Consider the following 19,071-nt stretch of genomic DNA (forward strand, 5'->3'; position numbering starts at 1 on the left):
AGGAAGAAAAATTAGATATAAACTAAATTTTATCATTGTTAAAGATATTTTTTCCAAATAGTAAATAAGTCATATAAGCAATTTTCGTCTTTTGATTTATCTATTATTCCCATACCAATAATATACAGTAGCCATATAGGATTAAGTTCCAATATTTTTAATTTAATAATAACATGACCATGGTTCAAATCCTTTTTTCTTTTGGAAAAATATTGCTCCCATTTTAAATTTGGGTATTCTTTTATAAAAACTTCCCCAAAATATATTCCAATATCTACTAGTATTGATCTAGTTTTAATTGTTAAATCCCATTCTTTTATATCTATGTGGCTAGGAACTTCATTTCTCTTTTTATTATATTCTTCAACTGATATTTTTTCAATTTCTACATTTTGAACTAACCACAGACCTAATTCTTTCAAAGATTCAGATGAAAAATTTGGATTCCAACTTTCAAAACCTTTAGTTGATTTTACAAGATCTATTAAAAAAACTATTCTCTTACTTTTATTGTCATTAAACCAAGCATTATATGTTTTTAGCTCGTCTTTAGTTTTAGTGCTAAACTTATAATCAATTGGCAAATCGCTTATTATTTTGTACATAATCTAAGTATATAGTTTTTATTCATTAATAATTGCTTTAATTCCATATTTTTCAAGTGCATCTAATAATGGTTGCGAGGCGCCTATTTTTCCTGTTACAGGACTTCTAAAAAAATACCATGTTGCGCCCTTGATTTGGTTTGTATTAATTAGTTCTACATCTTTAGCAATTTGCAAAGATATAGTTTTTGTAAGTGAGGTATAGCCTACTTTAGATTCGTTACCAACTCCCTCAACCAATTGATCAATATAACGTCCTCCTAATGTTGTTTTTGCATAGTGCTGAGACTCTCCTCCTAACAATTTCAAAGCATCTTCACCAACTTTACCAGTAGAACCAATCGTATTAAATTCCGGACGATTAGAAAGATCTACATAACCATTATCAATATCAATGTTAGTTGCTGTATTATTTTGGAATGTTGCTGCTGTTGTTGGTTCTGTCGAACTTGAAATTTTATAATCACCGGTTTTTATATTATTAGCATTGTCGAGTTCTGCGAGTCCGGCTGTCTGCGGCAATGTTATAGGCTGAACAGCAACTTTAATCGTTGCTCCTGTCCAAAATGTTTTACCGTAAGCTAAAGCAGTAACACCATTTATTACACCTCCTGTCAACATTCCAAACGCTACTCCTTTGATCATATCCTTTCCAGACATTAAAGGATCACCAAAAGCCGCATGATTTCCAAAACTCAAAAAAAGTGATGACGAAAGTGTACCAATTCCTCCTGAAAATGCGCCTGCAAGAGCACCTCCTGCACCTGCGCTTGCTCCTCCTGCTAAACCAAAAGCAGCTCCTCCTGTTGCCGCTCCCAAAGCTCCTGCTCCTGCTCCAATTCCAAAAGCCTTAAGCCCTTCCATGTCCATTCTAAAACCATGAACTCCCCAGTTAATCACACCACCAATTACAGCACCAATTACAATATGGACCCATTCTCCACTTGCATCGTTATATCTTAAAGGATTATTCCAACAATACCCATAACGATTATAATTTTGTGTATTAAAAGGATCTTGTACAAAATTATCAGGTTGCATGAACCGATGCAATTTAGGATCGTACAAGCGTCCATTCATATGGATGATACCAATACTCTGCAGATGCTCATGTCCTGTATAACCACGATCCAGAACTGTTAGCCCTGATAAGATATTTCCTGCGCCGTCTTGTACCTTTACAATTGTTCCCCACGCATCAAACAATCTTTTTTCGACGATTGCTCCAGTCTGATCAACTATTGCTACTATAGTACCCTGATAATCTCTTGCCAAATATAAATAATTTGACGGATTTATTCCATCACTTTTCGCCGCTATTGGTGCAGTATATCCATCTCCTCCAATATAAGTTATAAATTCAACCGCCCCTGTGACTGTATTCTGCTTGATCTCCATTGTACCATCTGCAGAATAATGTTTGAAATAGGTTCTTTGTAATTTATTAGTTTGCTGTCCTCCATAAAACATAGAACTGCGGTCATTTCCATCATTATAAGTAAAACTGATCTTATCAACTCCGGTTTCTTCAATTTCTATAGGGCTTTTGAATGTATTGTATGTTACATTTAAGGCTCTTGTAGTTGTAGCAAGGTCACTTGTTTTACGAATTTGAACATCATCGAACCATATATTTCCAAGTCCGTTATTGTCTAAACGTAAACGTAATTTTTTTACTGTTGCAGGTACTGTAAATGTACCCGTAATTTGTGTCCATGCGCCTTTCGTATTATTTATAGTATTAACTTGTGTTACAACATTTGCAGCATCTTTCATATACAGGAATATTTCTGCCTGCGGATTATCACTTTTAAACCAAGCAGAATAAGTATATTGTGTCGCTATGGTATTATCTATATCAACCCATTTATCTGAAAATACAAACTGCTCGGTAGTTAATGTATTGGCAAGCTTTAAAGAGTTTTTGCCTGTATGTGCGACAGTTGTATTATCATAACTGTAAAATGCAGTATTGGGACCCCAACCAATTCTGTCCTCCATACTGTCATTAAAAATTCCTTCTCGCATACTATAATATCCCAGCGCTTCAGGAGTAACCGCTATTGCCTTATTACGATAAGGATTCAAACTATCATATTCATAAGTTCCCACACTATTTTGGGTAATTCTTCCTCTATCATCATAAGTTTGTGTTTCCAGAACTCCAAGTTTATTGGTATAGTCAGTCAAACGATCTAATGAATCATATTTGAATGTTTCATTTCGACCAAACAGAGTATTAGAGCGACTACTTAAATTTCCTGTTTTTGTATTAAAAGCGGTATTTAAAGTTAAGATATTAGTTAAAGGAGTCGTTTTGTCAAATTTTGCTTGAGAAATATAGCCATACGAGTCATAAGTATTTGTAATAGTCATTGGTCCACTTTGTGCACTTGTCACTTGTCCTCTGGCATTAACAGCAGTATTTTGCCATAAGACAGCATTTGTTATTCCATCTAGAATTTGCCAGTGTGAACCATTTTTATATGTGTTTACTATTTTTTGTGAACTTGTTTTTACTCCCGCTTTAGCTATCGAAGTGATCGTATCGGTTCTTCCAAAAGCATCGTAACTGTATCTTTTTGTAAATGTAGAATAAAGACCTGTTTCTACTGTTTTAATGATTCTTTTTGATGAGTCGTAAGTATATACATCTGTTATTGTTGAAGTATTTTTTTTATCTGTAAACTCGCTTTTTAGTAATAACTTAGTAGTAGGGTCATAAGAGTATTTAGTCCTGGAAATAGTGTCATTTGTCCCCATCACTATTTTCTTCTCATCTAGTTTTCCAAAGGCATTCAATTTATACATTGTATATCCCGCTGGGGTTTCTTCTTTAGTAATCTCTCCCAGATCGTTATATTCATATTTATAGGTTCCAGCCGATGGATCTCTTAATTCTTTTTTTCGGCCCCATGCATCTTGAAGAATTTCGGTTTTTGATGTGCCGTATAGTGTGGTGTTCAAGTTACCATTAGCAAAATAAGTATAAGTTATCGTTCCTCCTGGTGTATCAGTCATTGATATAATTTTGCCAACTGCATTTCTTATAGATACAGTAGTTTTTAAGCTATCGCTAACTGTAGTTGTAAGCCCCAAGTATTTAACATCAGTTGTTTTTCCTGTAAATGAAATGCTCTTTTTTAGTCTGCCATATTCATCATATTGTGTCTCACTAAACTGTGTGGGGCTGGCCCCAGAGTAAGGTTCACTTACCTTATAATTTCGATCATAAATATCATATAAATAATCAGTTGATGTAAAATTACCTGATATATCTTTAGTTTTTCTCTTGGTTTTTCTGCCTAAATCGTCGAAGGTTTCTTCAGAGTTGCTGCCGTCATCTCCTGTATTAGTGATAAGAGTTTTTTCTGCACTGCGACTATAAACATGATTATTACTTTTATCCAGATAATCAATAGTTTTAGTTTTTTTGAACCAACTGTCATATTCATAGCTTGTAGTTAAACCATTTTGATTAACTTCTGATTTTAAAACCCCTGAACTTAGATTATAGTCAAACGTTTTGAATAATCCTTCGATGTCAGTACTTTTTATCAAAAACCTTCCGGATGTATCATACACGTAACTGGTGATCCTTGGTGTAAGACCGGTAATCGTTATTGTTTTTTTTGTGATATTACCAAAACCATCATAATCATTTTTCTCATCAATATAATTAGTAGTAATATCTGCTTTTTTACTTATTTTCGTTAATAATCCATAAGTTGTATTATTGTATTCATAAACTTCTTCGGATAACATTCTGCTTCCAGTGACTGAAACATCTAGATTTTTACTCGATGGAACTCCAACATAATAAGGCGAAGCATTTTCTGTTTTATAGTCAATTTTTGTTATGGAGGTTTGGATCGGGTTAGTTATTCCATTTTCTTTTAGTTCAGTCGTTATTGTTAAAGGATTATTGAACTTATCATAAACAGTAGTTACAGTTTTAGTTGTCCCGTCTAAACCATTAAACTCATTGAGGGATGTGTTTTTTAATTTAAAAACTTTATTGCTCTGCAGTGCATCAGCAGCTGTGTTATAATTAAGAGTTGACCTCGAAATGAAAACTGTTGGGGTTGAATCAGTAGGTACTTGATCATCTAATACTGAAAAATTCTCGACATTTGCCCCTCTTAAATCAATATTATTCTTTGATACAGTTGATATTAAACTAGTAGTGTCATTATGCCAATTTGTTCTCATAGTGGCTCTGAAACCAAGAAAACCAATACCATTTGCGTTAGATACTGCACCGGAATAATTGAATAATTGTTTTTTATAACCACCACCAACACTTTGCTGTTCTAACTTAGTAACAATTTTAAAATTTGGAGCTGCAATAATATCAATATTAGGGAAAGTCTCCGTAAATATTGTTGGTGAATAAAATGGTTCATATTGATCTTGCTGCAAGGGACTGTAAGTAATAGATTGTTTTACCAGATTACCATTAGTTACGCTTTTAATTAATAATTCCTTACTGACATCATTTTGCGAATCAAATGTATACATTTGACTATCACTTATTAATCCAACTGATAAATATTGATTATTAGTTTTCGGAGATAAGAATATCGGAATAGGATAACTTTTTATATTGCTTGATGACGCCGTCTGGTAAGTAGGGATAGAGGAAGCAACAAAAGAAGACTCTTTATTCTTGAAAATAGTTATTGTTGCTGTTCCGGTACCAGATGATTTTTGATAAATAGATCTAAATTGTACAATATCAGTTTTTCCGTCTGCATTTATATCTAAAGGAATAAGAGTACTGGTATAGATAGCCTGACTATCCTCGCTATAGCCTAAATTTGAGAAAGTATAAGTCCTAGGTGTTTTTTCAAATCCATTGCCTTTAGATATAAAATTAACATAATCAGTTGCGTAGAGTCCCGTACTTTTTGGAATTATAAAATCCATCTTTCCATCTCCATTATAATCACCTGACAAGATTGATTGGGTTATTTTAATATCTGGATCAGACATTTGCCAAAGAAGTTCAAGCTGATTATTATTATCTAAGGTATAAACAGTTACCATTCCATTTTTAAAATGAAGAATATCTGTTTTTCCATCACCATTAACATCAAATGTTTCAATCCTGCCAGTAGTTAAATAGTAATCTTTTAATGCTCCGGCAAAATTTACAAAATTTGTAGTTTTTCTTCGATCAAGATCAACAAAATATAAATACATAGTAATGTTTGTTGCGTAGGATTGTGCAGGATAACCATCCCTATCATCAAAACAAAACCATTCTTGAACCTCTTTATCAATCGCTATAACATCGGTTAGTCCATCTCCATTGAAATCGCCGCTTAAAAAAGTTTTTTCAAGGGTAACATTTTTAGAATCATAACAATCAGAAATAGATCTTTCAGGAAAAACTGCCTTTTTAGTGTTTTCTAAAGTAACTCCATTGGAAGATTTATAGTATGTGTTAAAATTTATAGCGTTGGGATCGGTATCTCCCTGAACTAGGGTAATTCCTTGATAAGGGAAAAATTTACCATTAGAAGTTAAACCAGTTGACGCAAAAGCATCTCCAAAATACCCAGTTGCTCCTTTCAGTGGGAAATTTAAAGAAGTTTGATCCACCTTAGTAAACATCCAAAAATCTTTTTTGGTATTAACTCCGGTAGTTGGATATAAAATAAAATCCATTTTAGCATCGCCATCAAAATCCCCAGAAACTATTTGAGAATTATTTGCATTAATCTGCCCTAATCCTACAGATGAGATACTATTTTTTTGTAAAACGGTCTCAGTACTTGTACTATAATCGAATGTTGTTGGGTTATAACTCTTTGAATTATCTCCATTTTTTTCTGTAATTCGCGAAAGTCGTTGATAATCTAACTGACTACTGATGTAATCTAAAAAATAATTTCTAAATCCAACGCCATTACCGATTACATTAATACTTGATAAAATTTTAGTTTTACTTAAACTTTGTCCCCCAATGTATGATTGTTCTGATCTTCCTCTTGGACCATAATTAAATTTAATCTCATTAATTGGTGTTATATTTGTCAAAGTCCCATACTTCACTGATGTGATATCTAAGATATTATTGGTAAGAGAGTAATTATAGCTGATTCTAACACCTTGTGGATTTTCCCAATATGTAATAGCCCAATCTGTAATAGAACGAGAATCTGTAGAATTTCCATAGTTGGCTTTTGACCCGTCGGGGTATTCTACAATAAAATAAGCCGGACCATAATTTGCACCATTTGGGTGGACTCCATAAGAAGTAATCTTTACATTAGAAAAACTTTCAGTTTCATAGACTGTTAAATTTGCACCATAAGCTCCGATTGTTCCATTTTTTACAATTAATCGTTGTCCGTCTAAAGTAAATCTGTCAAGATTATCAAAATCAACAGGGTCAATTACTCCGTCATGAAATTTAGTTGAAGCGATTCTTCCAATTGTAGATATTCCGGCAATATTCCAGCCATATCCTGCATTTCCACTTCCACTTTGACTGTTATATGCTAAACTAATTTGTGGTACAACTCCATTTATTCCTGGAGGAACGGCTATGGGTAGATTATAAGTTGCTGCGCCGGATAAAGAGACTGATAATTCTCCTGGCGTAGAACCGACTTCTGTCGATTGAGCAGACAGGAATAAACTAAAACTTATAAATAAAAAAGAAATGTAAAATTGTTTCATAAAGGAAGCTTATTGCTTGATAATTTTTATTGTTTTTTGATCGCCGTTTGAATAGTTTAAAACAACGAGGTAAACACCAGTTGAATAACTCTGGAATGAAATGTTTTGAGTGTTTGATCTTTCTGTATTAGAATAAGAATTTAACAATTGACCGCTTACTCCATAAACTAATATAGAAGAAACTTTATTATCGTCTAACAATTCCCATTTTAGGTAAAGTTCTTCCTTAACAGGATTAGGATAGTAAGAAATTTGGTCTTCTGGAAAGAATTTTTGCAAATCTTCATCGACTACGGCCTCAATTTCTTTAATTTCCTTAACTTTCTTAAAAGTGGGACAGCCACTTAGACATAAAGTTCTGCTGATTTGATTACCGGCGGTATCGTATCCAAAAAGAATTTTTTGTTGTGCAAATGAGAGCGTAAAAGTTCCAAACAAAAGGAGTGTTAGGATGTGTTTCATAAATGTTTGATAGGTTCTGGTATTGTTTAATACATTAATTGATATGGTGCAAATATTATTTTTATTTGGACATTATTTTTACGGGAAACCACATTGTTCGAAAAATTAACAGATTAATTTTAAAACCAAGAAATGAGGATATTGGAAAATGCCTTAAGAAACAATATAAATCAACTACAAGTTTTTTGTTCCACTTAAAATAAGTTATAAAACATAATAGGAGTTTAAAAAGTTTATACAAAATTTAAAGACGTCCATAATTGCTTTAATTTAAGAAAAAACAATTTAAATATTTTTCAAATAGAAAGCATAGCTTATTTTAGTAACATATTTTCTGATATATTTGTTGCTTTTTTTAAGGAGTTTTCACTAAAAGTATATCAATTGAAAAATGCATTTCTTATAATATTCGTATTGGTTATTAGTCATATATATGGGCAAAACGAGTCTAATAATTGGTACTTCGGCGAGAATGCAGGCTTAAATTTTAGTAATGGTGATCCAGTTGCATTAACTGATAGTAAGATGAGTACTTTTGAAGGATGTTCAACTATTTCAGATTCAACAGGTAAGCTGCTATTTTATACTGATGGGATAACAGTCTGGGATAAAAATCATCAAATTATGCCTAATGGGAATGGTTTAAAAGGAGACACAAGTACTACGCAGTCTGCAATAATAGTACCTAAACCCAACTCGACAACTATTTATTACATTTTTACTTGTGCGGCACAGGCTGATGTAAATGGTCTGCGATATAGTGTTCTGGATATGACATTAAATTCAGGTCTTGGAGATATTACCATACAAAAAAACATATTGTTATCTACTCCAGTATGTGAAAAACTTACGGCCGTTAAAAATGAAAATAGTAATGAATATTGGGTAGTAGCTCATGGATATGGAAATAATCAATTTTTAGCTTATAAAATTACAAATACAGGTGTAAACCATACGGCGGTGACTAGCAATGTAGGTATAGTAGTTGATACAGAGATTCGAAGAACGGTGGGGTATTTAAAATTTTCACCCAGAGGCAGAAAATTAATTTCATGCAATAATTATTATATTGGTGTTGAATTGTATGATTTTGACGCTTCAACAGGATTAATCACTAACCCACGAAAAGTAAATAATTTATTCTTTAATTATGGCGTTGAATTTTCTCCTTCCGAAAATATAGCTTATGTATCAGGGGGAATTGGAGAAAGTATTCAGTTATTTCAATATGATTTAACAGTATCAGACATTCCGAGTTCACAAATTGTTTTAAAAGACCGTGTGCCAAATGGCAATTTTTTTACATATTTTGAAGCAATGCAATTAGCAAAGAATGGCAAAATTTACGGTGCAATTTTAGGAAGTGGATATGTTTTTGAAATTGAAAAACCTAATATTTTAGGTACAGGATGTAATGTAATTCTAGATGCTGTTTCTTTAGGAACAGGTATATGTCAATATGGTCTACCTCAGTTTATACAATCCTTCTTTAAAATTAACGCAAAAATTGATATAAAAAACACTTGTTTTGGAGATACCTCAACTTTTTCTATTTCAGCAGATCAAACAATAAATAATGTTGTATGGGATTTTGGAGATGGTACTACATCTTTAGATATTAATCCTAGCCATGTATATTTAAAATCAGGTGTATATACCATTTCTGCTACAGTAAACACTGAAACGGTACTTACTGAAAGTGTTACTATTGCTAAAATTCCCACAGCAACCAAACCACAAGACATACTGGCCTGCGATGATTATAATGATGGATTTTATTCTTTTGATTTAACAACTCAAAATCCTGCTATTTTAAACGGACAAGATCCTGATCAGTATTTAGTTACTTATTTTTCAAATGGAGTTCCTTTGACTTTACCTACTGCTTATGTTAATTCTAGCGCTTATGTACCGGAAATAATTACTGCAGAAGTCTCAAACAAGGTAAATCCATCTTGTAAAAGCAGTACCTCTTTTAATATAGCAGTATTTGATTCGCCAAAAGCTAATTTGCCTGCAAATATCCCAGATCTTACAATGTGCGACAACACTTCGGTTGGAACAGATACTGATGGTCGCGTAATTTTTGATTTAACTCAAAGAGAGACAACTATTTTAGAGGGACAATCTGCAACACAATATGTAGTTTCTTATTTTAAAGACGCATTATTTACGCAGCAAATCGCTTTACCTAAAAATTATCAGAATACAACTGCAGCAGAAACTATTTTTGTAAATGTTGCCAATAAAGACAATATAAACTGTTATGCTTCGTCATCATTTAAGATAGAGGTTTTTTCTTTGCCTACAGTTGCAGGAACAGTGAGTCTTAAACAATGCGATGATGATATTGACGGTTTTAGCAATTTTAATCTTGAAGAAGCCATCACTAAAATCACTGTCAATTCAGCAGTTGAAACAATTACTTTTCATAAGACGTTAGCAGATGCCCAAAATAATAGTAATGTAATTTTAAATCAGACCGCTTATCGCAATCAAATTGTTAGTTCTGACAAAGTATATGCACGAGTGGTAAATAATAATAACTGTTATAGAGTTGCTCAGCTTAACCTAATTGTTTCGACTACTCAAATTCCATCAACGTATTCAAAAACTCTGATACAATGTGATGATACACTTTTAGGCACAAATAAAGATGGTATTGCATCATTTGATTTTAGTACTATCACTACAGAAATTGAAAATATCTTTCCTTTAGGACAACAATTAGATATTAGTTATTATCAGAATATTAAAGATGCCCTGTCAGAAAAGAATGCTATTGCAGATATTTCAAATTACCGAAATGAATCTTCTCCCAATTCTCAAAAGATCTTCATTCGGGTTGACAGTAAACTCAATAATGATTGTTTAGGATTGGGCGGTTATATAACTTTAAAAGTAGAATCCGTTCCAGAAGTAAAATCAATTACAAGAATTCATTGTGATGACGATCAGGATGGCTTGTATGCATTTGACACTTCAAATCTGGAACAAGAATTATTAAACGGATTAACGAATGTGAGTGTATCATATCTGGATCATAATAATGCTCCATTACCAAGTCCGTTGCCAAATCCTTTTATTACCAATTCTCAGATTATAAAAGTTGTTGTTACTAATAATACACCAACATTATGCTCGTTTGATTCAACAATTTCATTTGTTGTAGATGATCTGCCGGAAGTATTTCCAATTGATCCTTTGCTTACTATTGTCTGTGATGATGAAATTGATCCTGTTAAACAAGATGGCAAATATGCTTTTAATACTGCTACTTTTGAATCTGCTTTGTTGGGATCACAAACAGGAATGATTGTTAAGTATTATGACTCCAATAATAATCTATTGTCAAGTCCGCTTCCAAATCCATTTCTTACCGGTTCTCAAAATGTGAAAGTAGAAGTTATAAATCCAATCAACGCATCATGTTCAGCAAATACTGTCATTGGTTTTGTCGTTAATCCTGTTCCTAAAATCACTTTAGAAGGAGAGGAGTTGGTATGCAGTAATTTACCCACTTTTACAAAAGAAATAGATGCAGGATTACTGGATTTGAGTACAATTAATGATTTTAATTATCGCTGGTCTTTTAACGGAACTGAAATTTCAGATGAACAAAATTATAGTCTGACAGTAAATAAAGAAGGTATTTTTACAGTTGAGGTAAGTAATAAATTAACGCATTGCGCAAGAACCAGAACGATAAAAGTTTCAGCGTCTGATATTGCATCAAATGTGATTGCGGTTGTAGATGAATCCAATACTATTTCGGTTTCTGTATCAGGAAACGGAGATTATGTTTATGCGCTTGATGATAATCAAAATGGCTATTATCAGAAAGAAAATGTCTTTTTGAATGTACCGGCGGGAATTCATATTGTTTATATAAAAGATCAAAATGGCTGTGGAGTTGTTCAAAAAGAAATTGCGGTCTTTGGAATTCCTGATTTTTTCACACCTAATCAGGATGGTTATCATGATTATTGGAATGTAGAAGGATTGGATGAAGCTAAAAATGCTAAAACAACAATTCAAATTTTTGATCGATATGGGAAATTTTTAAAACAAATTAGTCCGTCAAGTCAAGGTTGGGATGGAACTTATATTGGAATGCAAATGCCGGCAGATGATTATTGGTACATAATAAAATTGGAAGATAATCGAGTTTTCAAAGGGCATTTTGCATTGAAACGATAAAACCATTGTTCTTTTTTTTAAAATTATTAGTATATGAGTAAAAGTATAAATCTTAGAATTTTATTTTTTTCGACATTCGTAGCTCTGGTGATTTTTGGTTGTTCAGATAAAAAAGCAAAAGATATTCAAGAAGAAGATCCTTATTTGAAACAATTGACAGAAAAGCAAATAGGAGATAGTAATTATTACATTTCGATTCCAAAAAAATATGCAATTAAAGAAAACAGAGGACCGGACTTTTCGGTTTATTATTTCTATCCGACGGACACTACTGCAAAAGCTGCTTTTTCGGGTGGTTTGTATTTTGGTAATCATCCCAGTCAATTTGAAGTAAGCAGTGATAGTTGTAAGACGGAAAAATTTAAAAGCAAAATACTAAATAAAAATGCGGACTGGACAAGTTACAATTGCCAGGGTAAATTTTCTATACAAACAATTGTCGAAAGCGGAAGTGGAGAAGGGTGGAACGAATATATTCATGCTTTTGCCGGTGCATCTTCAACAGCAGATTTAAAGAAGGTTTTAGTGATTTTTAAAACAATAAAAAAGAAGAAAAAGAAAGGAAATTGAGATTATAATTCCTTAGAATAAACAAACTTTGAGATAGAACTATAATGTTTATTCTTGTTTTTGCATGTTACTAATAATCCATTTTTATCATAAATATACTCTATTGTATCACCGTCCGATAATTCTTTTATCAGTTGTTTTTGTCCATTATAGAAAAATAATGTTCCAAAATTCGCAACATCTATTGATTTGCTTTTTTCAATATTATTTAACTCATTTTCAATTTTTTCTATTTCGGTTGAAGTTTTAAGAATATTTAATTGCTCTTTTGATACGCTGAATAATTCCCTTGAAACTTTTGAATTCTTGATGTTTTTAGAATAAGTAATGCTCGTCTTATGAAAATAAGCATAATGATTTAAATCAGTTGTATAACGGAAATCAATATCTAATTTTTTTACTTCTTTTACATTATTTAAATCACTATAAACTAATTCTAAACCTATTCTTTCATTTTTATCATTAGTCTTTATTTTTAAAATTATATGTTTTTTGTCAAAATATAAATATTCGACTGATGTTGAATCAAAATCAACTCTGGACATTTTTGCAATTCTATCATCTTTATAAAAATAATATTGCTTTAAGTCTTTAGAATCAGAATGTGATGCTACTGCACCATTTGGATTTAAAGTACTAATGATATGCCCTCTATTATCGAATAAAATTTCAGATTCTAACATTAACCCAACAGGTTTTTTATAATAATTTGGATTCTTTTTTGATAGAACCAAATATTTTGAAGCCTTAAGAATTCCGTTTTTTGCGATAATATCGTCAGGAAAGTCTATTTGAGCAAATAATTTAAAACTCAAAAGCATCAAGATGAAAGTTATTTTTATATTTTTCATTTTTATTTGATTAATAGTGCACCAATTTTTTAAAAGGGTTTATAACACAAAAATTACTATTACTTACTATGTCTAAGAACAGAAAAAAACACCCAAAGTCAGAGACATTTGCAAAGCGTTCGTAAGAATATCGCGTAGAGTGATAAGGCAGAGCAGTTTTCAATGTGTTTTAATGATATTAACACGAGGATAATTTATAACCCAGTTCATACTATCCAATTCTCTTATTGAATATTTATCAACTTGGAATTTTTTATTAAATATTATAGTATTTTCATTTTTATAGACATACTCTCTATCCTTGATATTAAAATATACAATGTATAATGTTTTATTGTAAGAGTTTTTATTTATTTCATGCAAAATTGTACCTCTTATACCAGGAGAACCATAAGTATTAGGTTTTATTTTGCCGCCAATAGCTGGTCCATAATAAGTATTCTCATTTCTATATTTGAGAATTATATGATAACAGATATCTTTTGTCGAATTGTTTTTAATTTTTAACTTATCTTTTTTATAATTACAACTGACAATTACAAAAATGACCGATAAAAAAATATACTTTAGTTTGTTCATTTGTCAAAAAAATATCTTTCGAAAATTTTAGAATTATATTTTTCGGAATAATTCTGATATTTCTACATTCAAAGCTTTGCTGATTCGGATAAGCTTGTCGATTCCCATAATTTGTTTGCCTAACATATATCGTCTTAACGCTTCAATATCTAAATCTGAATCGTGAGCAATATGTCTTACTTTAAGATTTTTTTCTTTTATAATATCTTTTATATTATTTCCAACAATCTTAACAGATTCAGGTACCTCAGTTTTTCTCATTTCCTAATTATTATAAGGTTGAAAATTATAAGTAAGTAGTCAAAAAAACAGGAATGTATATATCCAGTCAAATACGTCTGTTTTTGTTTATATTTGCTAAGAGATACAAAGATATTTCAGCGAATAAAAAAATCAAAAAAAGACAGTCAGAATTATGGAAATAAATGAAACTAAAAAATTAGAGAATCTTGAAAAAATAATCGGGAAGTATTTCAATAATCCAAAGTCAGCTACTAAATCAGAATTTTATACTGCTCAAATCAAAATCAATTATTATGAACTTGGTTGCGTGATTACCAATATGATAAAAATGTGCATTTTAACGATAGATAATGAAGGACATATAATTTCAAGCACAAACAAAAAGGCTGTAAATGTTTCGCTTATGTTAGAAATGGTACTTGAAATGTTTCCTTTAAATGAATTTGAAATGTTAGGCGAAATTAATGAGATATTTATTGGAGATTCGCATAATAGTGAGGAAAAGAGATAACTATGAAATATCCCTTTTCTGAATAATATTCAATTCCTTATTAAAAGAGTTTCTATATTTTTTGATATATTCTGAAGGTTTCATCCCAAACAATTTTACGAATTGTTGACGGAAATAACGCTGATCTTCAATACCAACCTGAGGTCCAACCTGTGCGATATTAATATTTTCAGTTAGCATAATTACGGCGGCTCTGCGGATTCTGATCGATCTGATAAAAACATTTACGGTTTGTCCTGAAATTGCTTTAATTTTTTTGTAAAGACTTGAATGACTCATACCCATTGCAGCCGAGAAACTTTTCAGGTTAAATTCGCTGTTTTCAAGATTGGCTTCGACGATTTCGATACATTTATCAAGAAATTCTTTGTATTCAAGAGGAACTTTATTTACGTTTTCACGAAGTGTAATACTATCCAGGAAATACTTGCGTAGTTGACCTCTGTTGCGAAGAACGGAATCAACTCGTGCCAGAAGTATATCGCTGTCAAAAGGTTTGGTGACATAATCGTCCGCACCTTCGGTAATACTCTGCAAGTGAATATCATTGCTGGTTGTAGCCGTGAGAAGTATCACCGGAATATGGCTTAAATCATCATTTTGCTTGATTTTTTTGCATAAATCCAAACCGTTCATGCCTTCCATAGAAATATCGCTAAGGACAATATCAGGCATGTGCTTTTCGACCAATTTCAGTCCTTCGAGTCCATTTGCTGCCGAATAAACAATATAGTTTTTGGTAAAAAGCTGTACCAGATAATGATTCATTTCGGGATTGTCTTCAACTATTAAAAGTACTTTTTTGGTACTGATTAATTCCTCCTGTATACTTTCAGGATTTAAGGATTGATCGCTGGTTTTCGGTGCATTTTGACGATCTGCCGGCATTCCTTCCAGAAGTTCACCTACAAGTGGCGACATTTGCGGACAATTCTCATTGATGCTCATTTCTGCAAAATGACTTTTCCCTTTTGGAAGTATAATCGTAAACGAGGTACCTTTTCCAACTTCACTTTTACACGTTATTTCGCCATGATGTTTAGTCACAAAATATTTAGCAACATAAAGACCTATTCCAAAACCATTGCTGGATTTAGACTCAATTTGTTTGAATTTTTCAAAAATAGTATCAAGGTCATTCTCATTAATTCCGCTTCCGGTATCTGATATAATAATAGAAACATCAGCAGTTTTCTCGATTATTTCAATACTTATCGATCCTTTATTTGGCGTAAATTTGAAAGCATTTGAAATTAAATTAAACAGCGTAATCTCTATTTTTTCGTAATCTCCATATATTTCAGCGGGTGTTTTTTCTTCAATAAACTGATAATTTAAACTTTTAACCGCTGCCATTTGTGTAAAGCTTTCGTAGATTTCACGACACAGATTATTTAAATTAATCTTAGAAATTTTGAGTTCATCAAGATCTGTTTCTGCTTTTCTAAATAACAGTAACTGATCTGTAAGACTCAATAATCGTTTTGCATTTTTATAGGCGAGATTCAGGTCGAGATCATCTTCAGAACGGTTTTTTCTTTCAATGGCACTTTTCAGCGGATTTAAAATTAAAGACAGCGGAGTGCGCAATTCATGCGCCATATAAGTAAACATAGAAAATTGCTTTTCGGCATGTTCCTTGTCTTTTTTATGCTCCATACGGGCGAGTTTTATCTCGTAGCGAAGTCTTTCCTTATTTTTATGATAATCTACGTAAGCATAAATTGCACCGGCAGCAGCGATGAGATAAAAAGTATACGCCCACCAAGTTCTATACCAAGGCGGAAGAATTTTTACCGTCGCGAGTGTTACTTCATTCGTCCAATTTCCAAAAACATCGGTTGTTTTTACTTTAAAAACGTAAGTTCCTTCGGTCAATCTGGAATAATTTGCACGGTTATTTTTTGAGGTATAATTCCAGTCTTTATCCCAGCCTTCGAGAAAATAAGCGGTATTAATTTTTTCGGAATTGACATAATCAAGATAAACAAAATCAAAACTCAATGCCGATTTTTCATAAGGAAGTTCAGCACCGCTTATCATTTCGAGTTTCTTTTCTGTGACATATGGACTGTCCAATTTTAAAGACTGATTGTTGACCAGTAAATCATTCAATAAAAATTTTCCGGTATTTTCTTTGTCTTTTATATTGTCAGGATCAAAAACATTGAAACCGTTTATACCGCCAAAAATAAATTCTCCTGTCGAAAGTTTCGTCCCTGCATTCCAGCTAAATTGATTGCCCTGAAGTCCGTCAGAAACTCCAAAATTTCTAAAAGTATTGTTCTTAGGATTCAATCTCGAAATTCCGTGATACGTACTCATCCATAAATTCCCTTTTTTGTCCTCTAAAAGGCGAAGTATGGTATTGCTCGAAAGACCGTTTTGTGTGGTGTAATTTTTGGAAGTGCCTGTTTTTCGGTTGAATAAAAGCAAACCACCTTCGACGGTACCAATCCAAAGATTTTTGTTTTCATCTTCGGTGATGCATCTAGTCGTATAATCTGAATGATAGGTTTTTACTTTTTTTGTTTTGGGTTCAATTTCAAAAAAGGAATTAAAAGTTCCTCCCCAGATTTTTCCGTCTTTGGTTTCGTAGAGACACGTAACATCTCGTAAAGTTGTACTATAACAAACGAATTTGTTTTGTTTTTTGTCAAATTGATATAATGCTCCACTATTTGTAATGGCAAGCCACAACGTTTTTTTTGAATCTATAAAAAGCAGCCACGATTCCTGTTCTGCTTTTTTAGTAAATTGATTATAAATCGAAAAATTCTGAATTGCTTTTGATTTTGGATCAATTCGACAGACTCCGCCTTTCCACATCGCAACCCAAATGGCATTATCAGAATCCCTGACGATGCTTGTAACAAAATTGCTCTGAATTTTTCTCCCCGCAGCTGAGGTTGTCGAGTAAACATCGTACGTATTTTGTTTTCTGTTCCAGTATCGCATTCCGGCGCCATCAGTACCAATCCAGATATTTTTCTTTTCATCTTCGCAGAAAGAAAGCATGAAATTTGCAGCAGGATCTTCGTCTTCTTTATTAGTCAGCGGATCTTTACTTTTAAAATGGTTGAAATAAAGCGGTTTTTTGCCCATCATACTTACGCCGCCACGCAGGGTTCCGAACCACATTTCTCCGGTTTTGCTTTCGAATATATCATACAAAGATTTACTGTTAAGCAAGGAAACTGGACCGCTGGCACGATATAAAATTGGAGTAGATTGATTTTTTGTAAGTGTGTAAAGTCCGGCTCCGTCAGTCGCCATCCAAAGTCTGTTTTCTTGTTGGTAAAAATCACGTACAACTGTTTTTTCCGAAAAGTAATTTTTAGAATAAGTATTCAGATTGTGATTATATAAGTACGCACCTTCGTCTGATCCAATCCAAAGTCCTTCATTGGTCAGTTTAATGCAATTTGCGCCTGTAATTGTATTGTTAAGTAGCGTTAGTTTTTTTGATTTAATATCGTATTGGCAAAGACCAGTTCCGGTTATAAAAACATAGAAGATTTGTTTTTTTGCATTATAAGATATTGATCTCGCAATATAATTTAGTTTTCCGTTGAAAGGTATTGCCGTTCCAATTTTCTCCCCTTCCTTATAAAGTACAATTGCCTCTTTTGCAGCCACAAGAATAATATGCAGAGAGTGAACGGCGATTATTTCGTAAGCAGTAACATTTAGCGGTTTAATTTTTTTATTAATATCATAATATTTCAACGGACTAAAAGAAGAACGTTCGGCATTGAAAACTACAGGTCCGGCAGTTGTTCCTATCCACAAATTATTTTCAAAATCACCTTCGATACAGCTAATGGCATTTCCCTGAATCGAATTTGGATCCGTATGGATATGGCGGTAAATTTTAAAATCATTTCCATCATATCTGTTCAATCCGTCAAAAGTTCCAAACCACATATAGCCATTTTGATCCTGATATATAGACGCAACAGAATTGTTCGAAAGTCCCGATGAAATATCAAGATGTCTTATCGGGTAATTCTGTCCGGATGCATTTATATACAGCAGGATAATAATAAGAAAGAACTTTAGCTTATTCATAGAAAATTTTTTAAAAGCATGCTATTTTTTGATATACGAAAAATAAAAAGGATGCGATCTAAAAGCTGAATCAATTATTTATGTGAATATGTTTGAAATCTGATACTTTGCGAAATTAACACAATTATTATGTAATGTTTAAAAAACACTACTGGTTTTTTAAAGGAATGAAGGCTTATAATTTTAATGTTTTTTTTGAATCAACACTAAATTTTTGTGTTCACTAATTATTTTTAACGCAGAGAACACAAAGATTTTTATCTATGAATGTCTCAGAAAGCGCAAAGTT

10 protein-coding genes are annotated in these 19,071 nt (G+C 32.3%); 3 read left to right on the forward strand and 7 right to left on the reverse strand.

Going from position 1 to position 19,071, the window contains the following annotated elements; all coding sequences use genetic code 11:
* Nucleotides 1–38 precede the first annotated feature (38 nt).
* The 3 genes from EAH81_RS21485 to EAH81_RS21495 are packed head-to-tail and all read right to left on the reverse strand — an operon-like array spanning nt 39 to nt 7,757.
* Nucleotides 39–605 carry a hypothetical protein gene (locus EAH81_RS21485; RefSeq protein ID WP_140511060.1) on the reverse strand — a complete coding sequence of 189 codons (567 nt, stop codon included), beginning with the start codon at nt 603–605 and terminating at the stop codon, nt 39–41.
* A gap of 18 nt (nt 606–623) precedes the next feature.
* Nucleotides 624–7,295 carry an FG-GAP-like repeat-containing protein gene (locus tag EAH81_RS21490; protein ID WP_140511061.1) on the reverse strand — a complete coding sequence of 2,224 codons (6,672 nt, stop codon included), beginning with the start codon at nt 7,293–7,295 and terminating at the stop codon, nt 624–626.
* 9 nt (nt 7,296–7,304) lie between these two features.
* Nucleotides 7,305–7,757: a T9SS type A sorting domain-containing protein gene (locus EAH81_RS21495; protein WP_140511062.1), complete on the reverse strand. Its 453-nt coding sequence runs from the start codon at nt 7,755–7,757 to the stop codon at nt 7,305–7,307.
* A gap of 384 nt (nt 7,758–8,141) precedes the next feature.
* Here EAH81_RS21495 and EAH81_RS21500 point away from each other — a divergent pair, with 384 nt between their 5' ends.
* Entirely contained in the window at nt 8,142–11,957 is a 3,816-nt protein-coding gene (locus EAH81_RS21500) for a T9SS type B sorting domain-containing protein (protein ID WP_140511063.1), read from the forward strand.
* A 33-nt stretch (nt 11,958–11,990) separates the two neighbouring features.
* Complete coding sequence (locus EAH81_RS21505; protein WP_140511064.1) at nt 11,991–12,527, forward strand: hypothetical protein; 537 nt, start codon at nt 11,991–11,993, stop codon at nt 12,525–12,527.
* 2 nt (nt 12,528–12,529) lie between these two features.
* On the opposite strand, the gene EAH81_RS21510 is transcribed toward EAH81_RS21505, so the two are convergent.
* From EAH81_RS21510 to EAH81_RS21520, 3 genes are all read right to left on the reverse strand, one after another.
* Nucleotides 12,530–13,378: a hypothetical protein gene (locus EAH81_RS21510; RefSeq protein ID WP_140511065.1), complete on the reverse strand. Its 849-nt coding sequence runs from the start codon at nt 13,376–13,378 to the stop codon at nt 12,530–12,532.
* A 159-nt stretch (nt 13,379–13,537) separates the two neighbouring features.
* Entirely contained in the window at nt 13,538–13,957 is a 420-nt protein-coding gene (locus EAH81_RS21515; protein ID WP_140511066.1) for a hypothetical protein, read from the reverse strand.
* Nucleotides 13,958–13,990: 33 nt separating this feature from the next.
* Nucleotides 13,991–14,218 carry a helix-turn-helix domain-containing protein gene (locus tag EAH81_RS21520; protein ID WP_140511067.1) on the reverse strand — a complete coding sequence of 76 codons (228 nt, stop codon included), beginning with the start codon at nt 14,216–14,218 and terminating at the stop codon, nt 13,991–13,993.
* Nucleotides 14,219–14,372: 154 nt separating this feature from the next.
* Between EAH81_RS21520 and EAH81_RS21525 the strand changes: the two genes are divergently transcribed.
* Nucleotides 14,373–14,711 (forward strand): hypothetical protein, encoded by a 339-nt coding sequence (locus tag EAH81_RS21525; protein ID WP_140511068.1) that lies wholly within the window; start codon nt 14,373–14,375, stop codon nt 14,709–14,711.
* On the opposite strand, the gene EAH81_RS21530 is transcribed toward EAH81_RS21525, so the two are convergent.
* The gene (locus EAH81_RS21530) at nt 14,712–18,782 is read right to left on the reverse strand and encodes a hybrid sensor histidine kinase/response regulator transcription factor (RefSeq protein WP_140511069.1); all 4,071 of its coding nucleotides are present in this window, start codon (nt 18,780–18,782) and stop codon (nt 14,712–14,714) included.
* Between the last annotated feature and the right edge of the window lie 289 nt (nt 18,783–19,071).

The organism is Flavobacterium pectinovorum (assembly GCF_006438875.1).
Lineage (GTDB): Bacteria > Bacteroidota > Bacteroidia > Flavobacteriales > Flavobacteriaceae > Flavobacterium > Flavobacterium pectinovorum_A.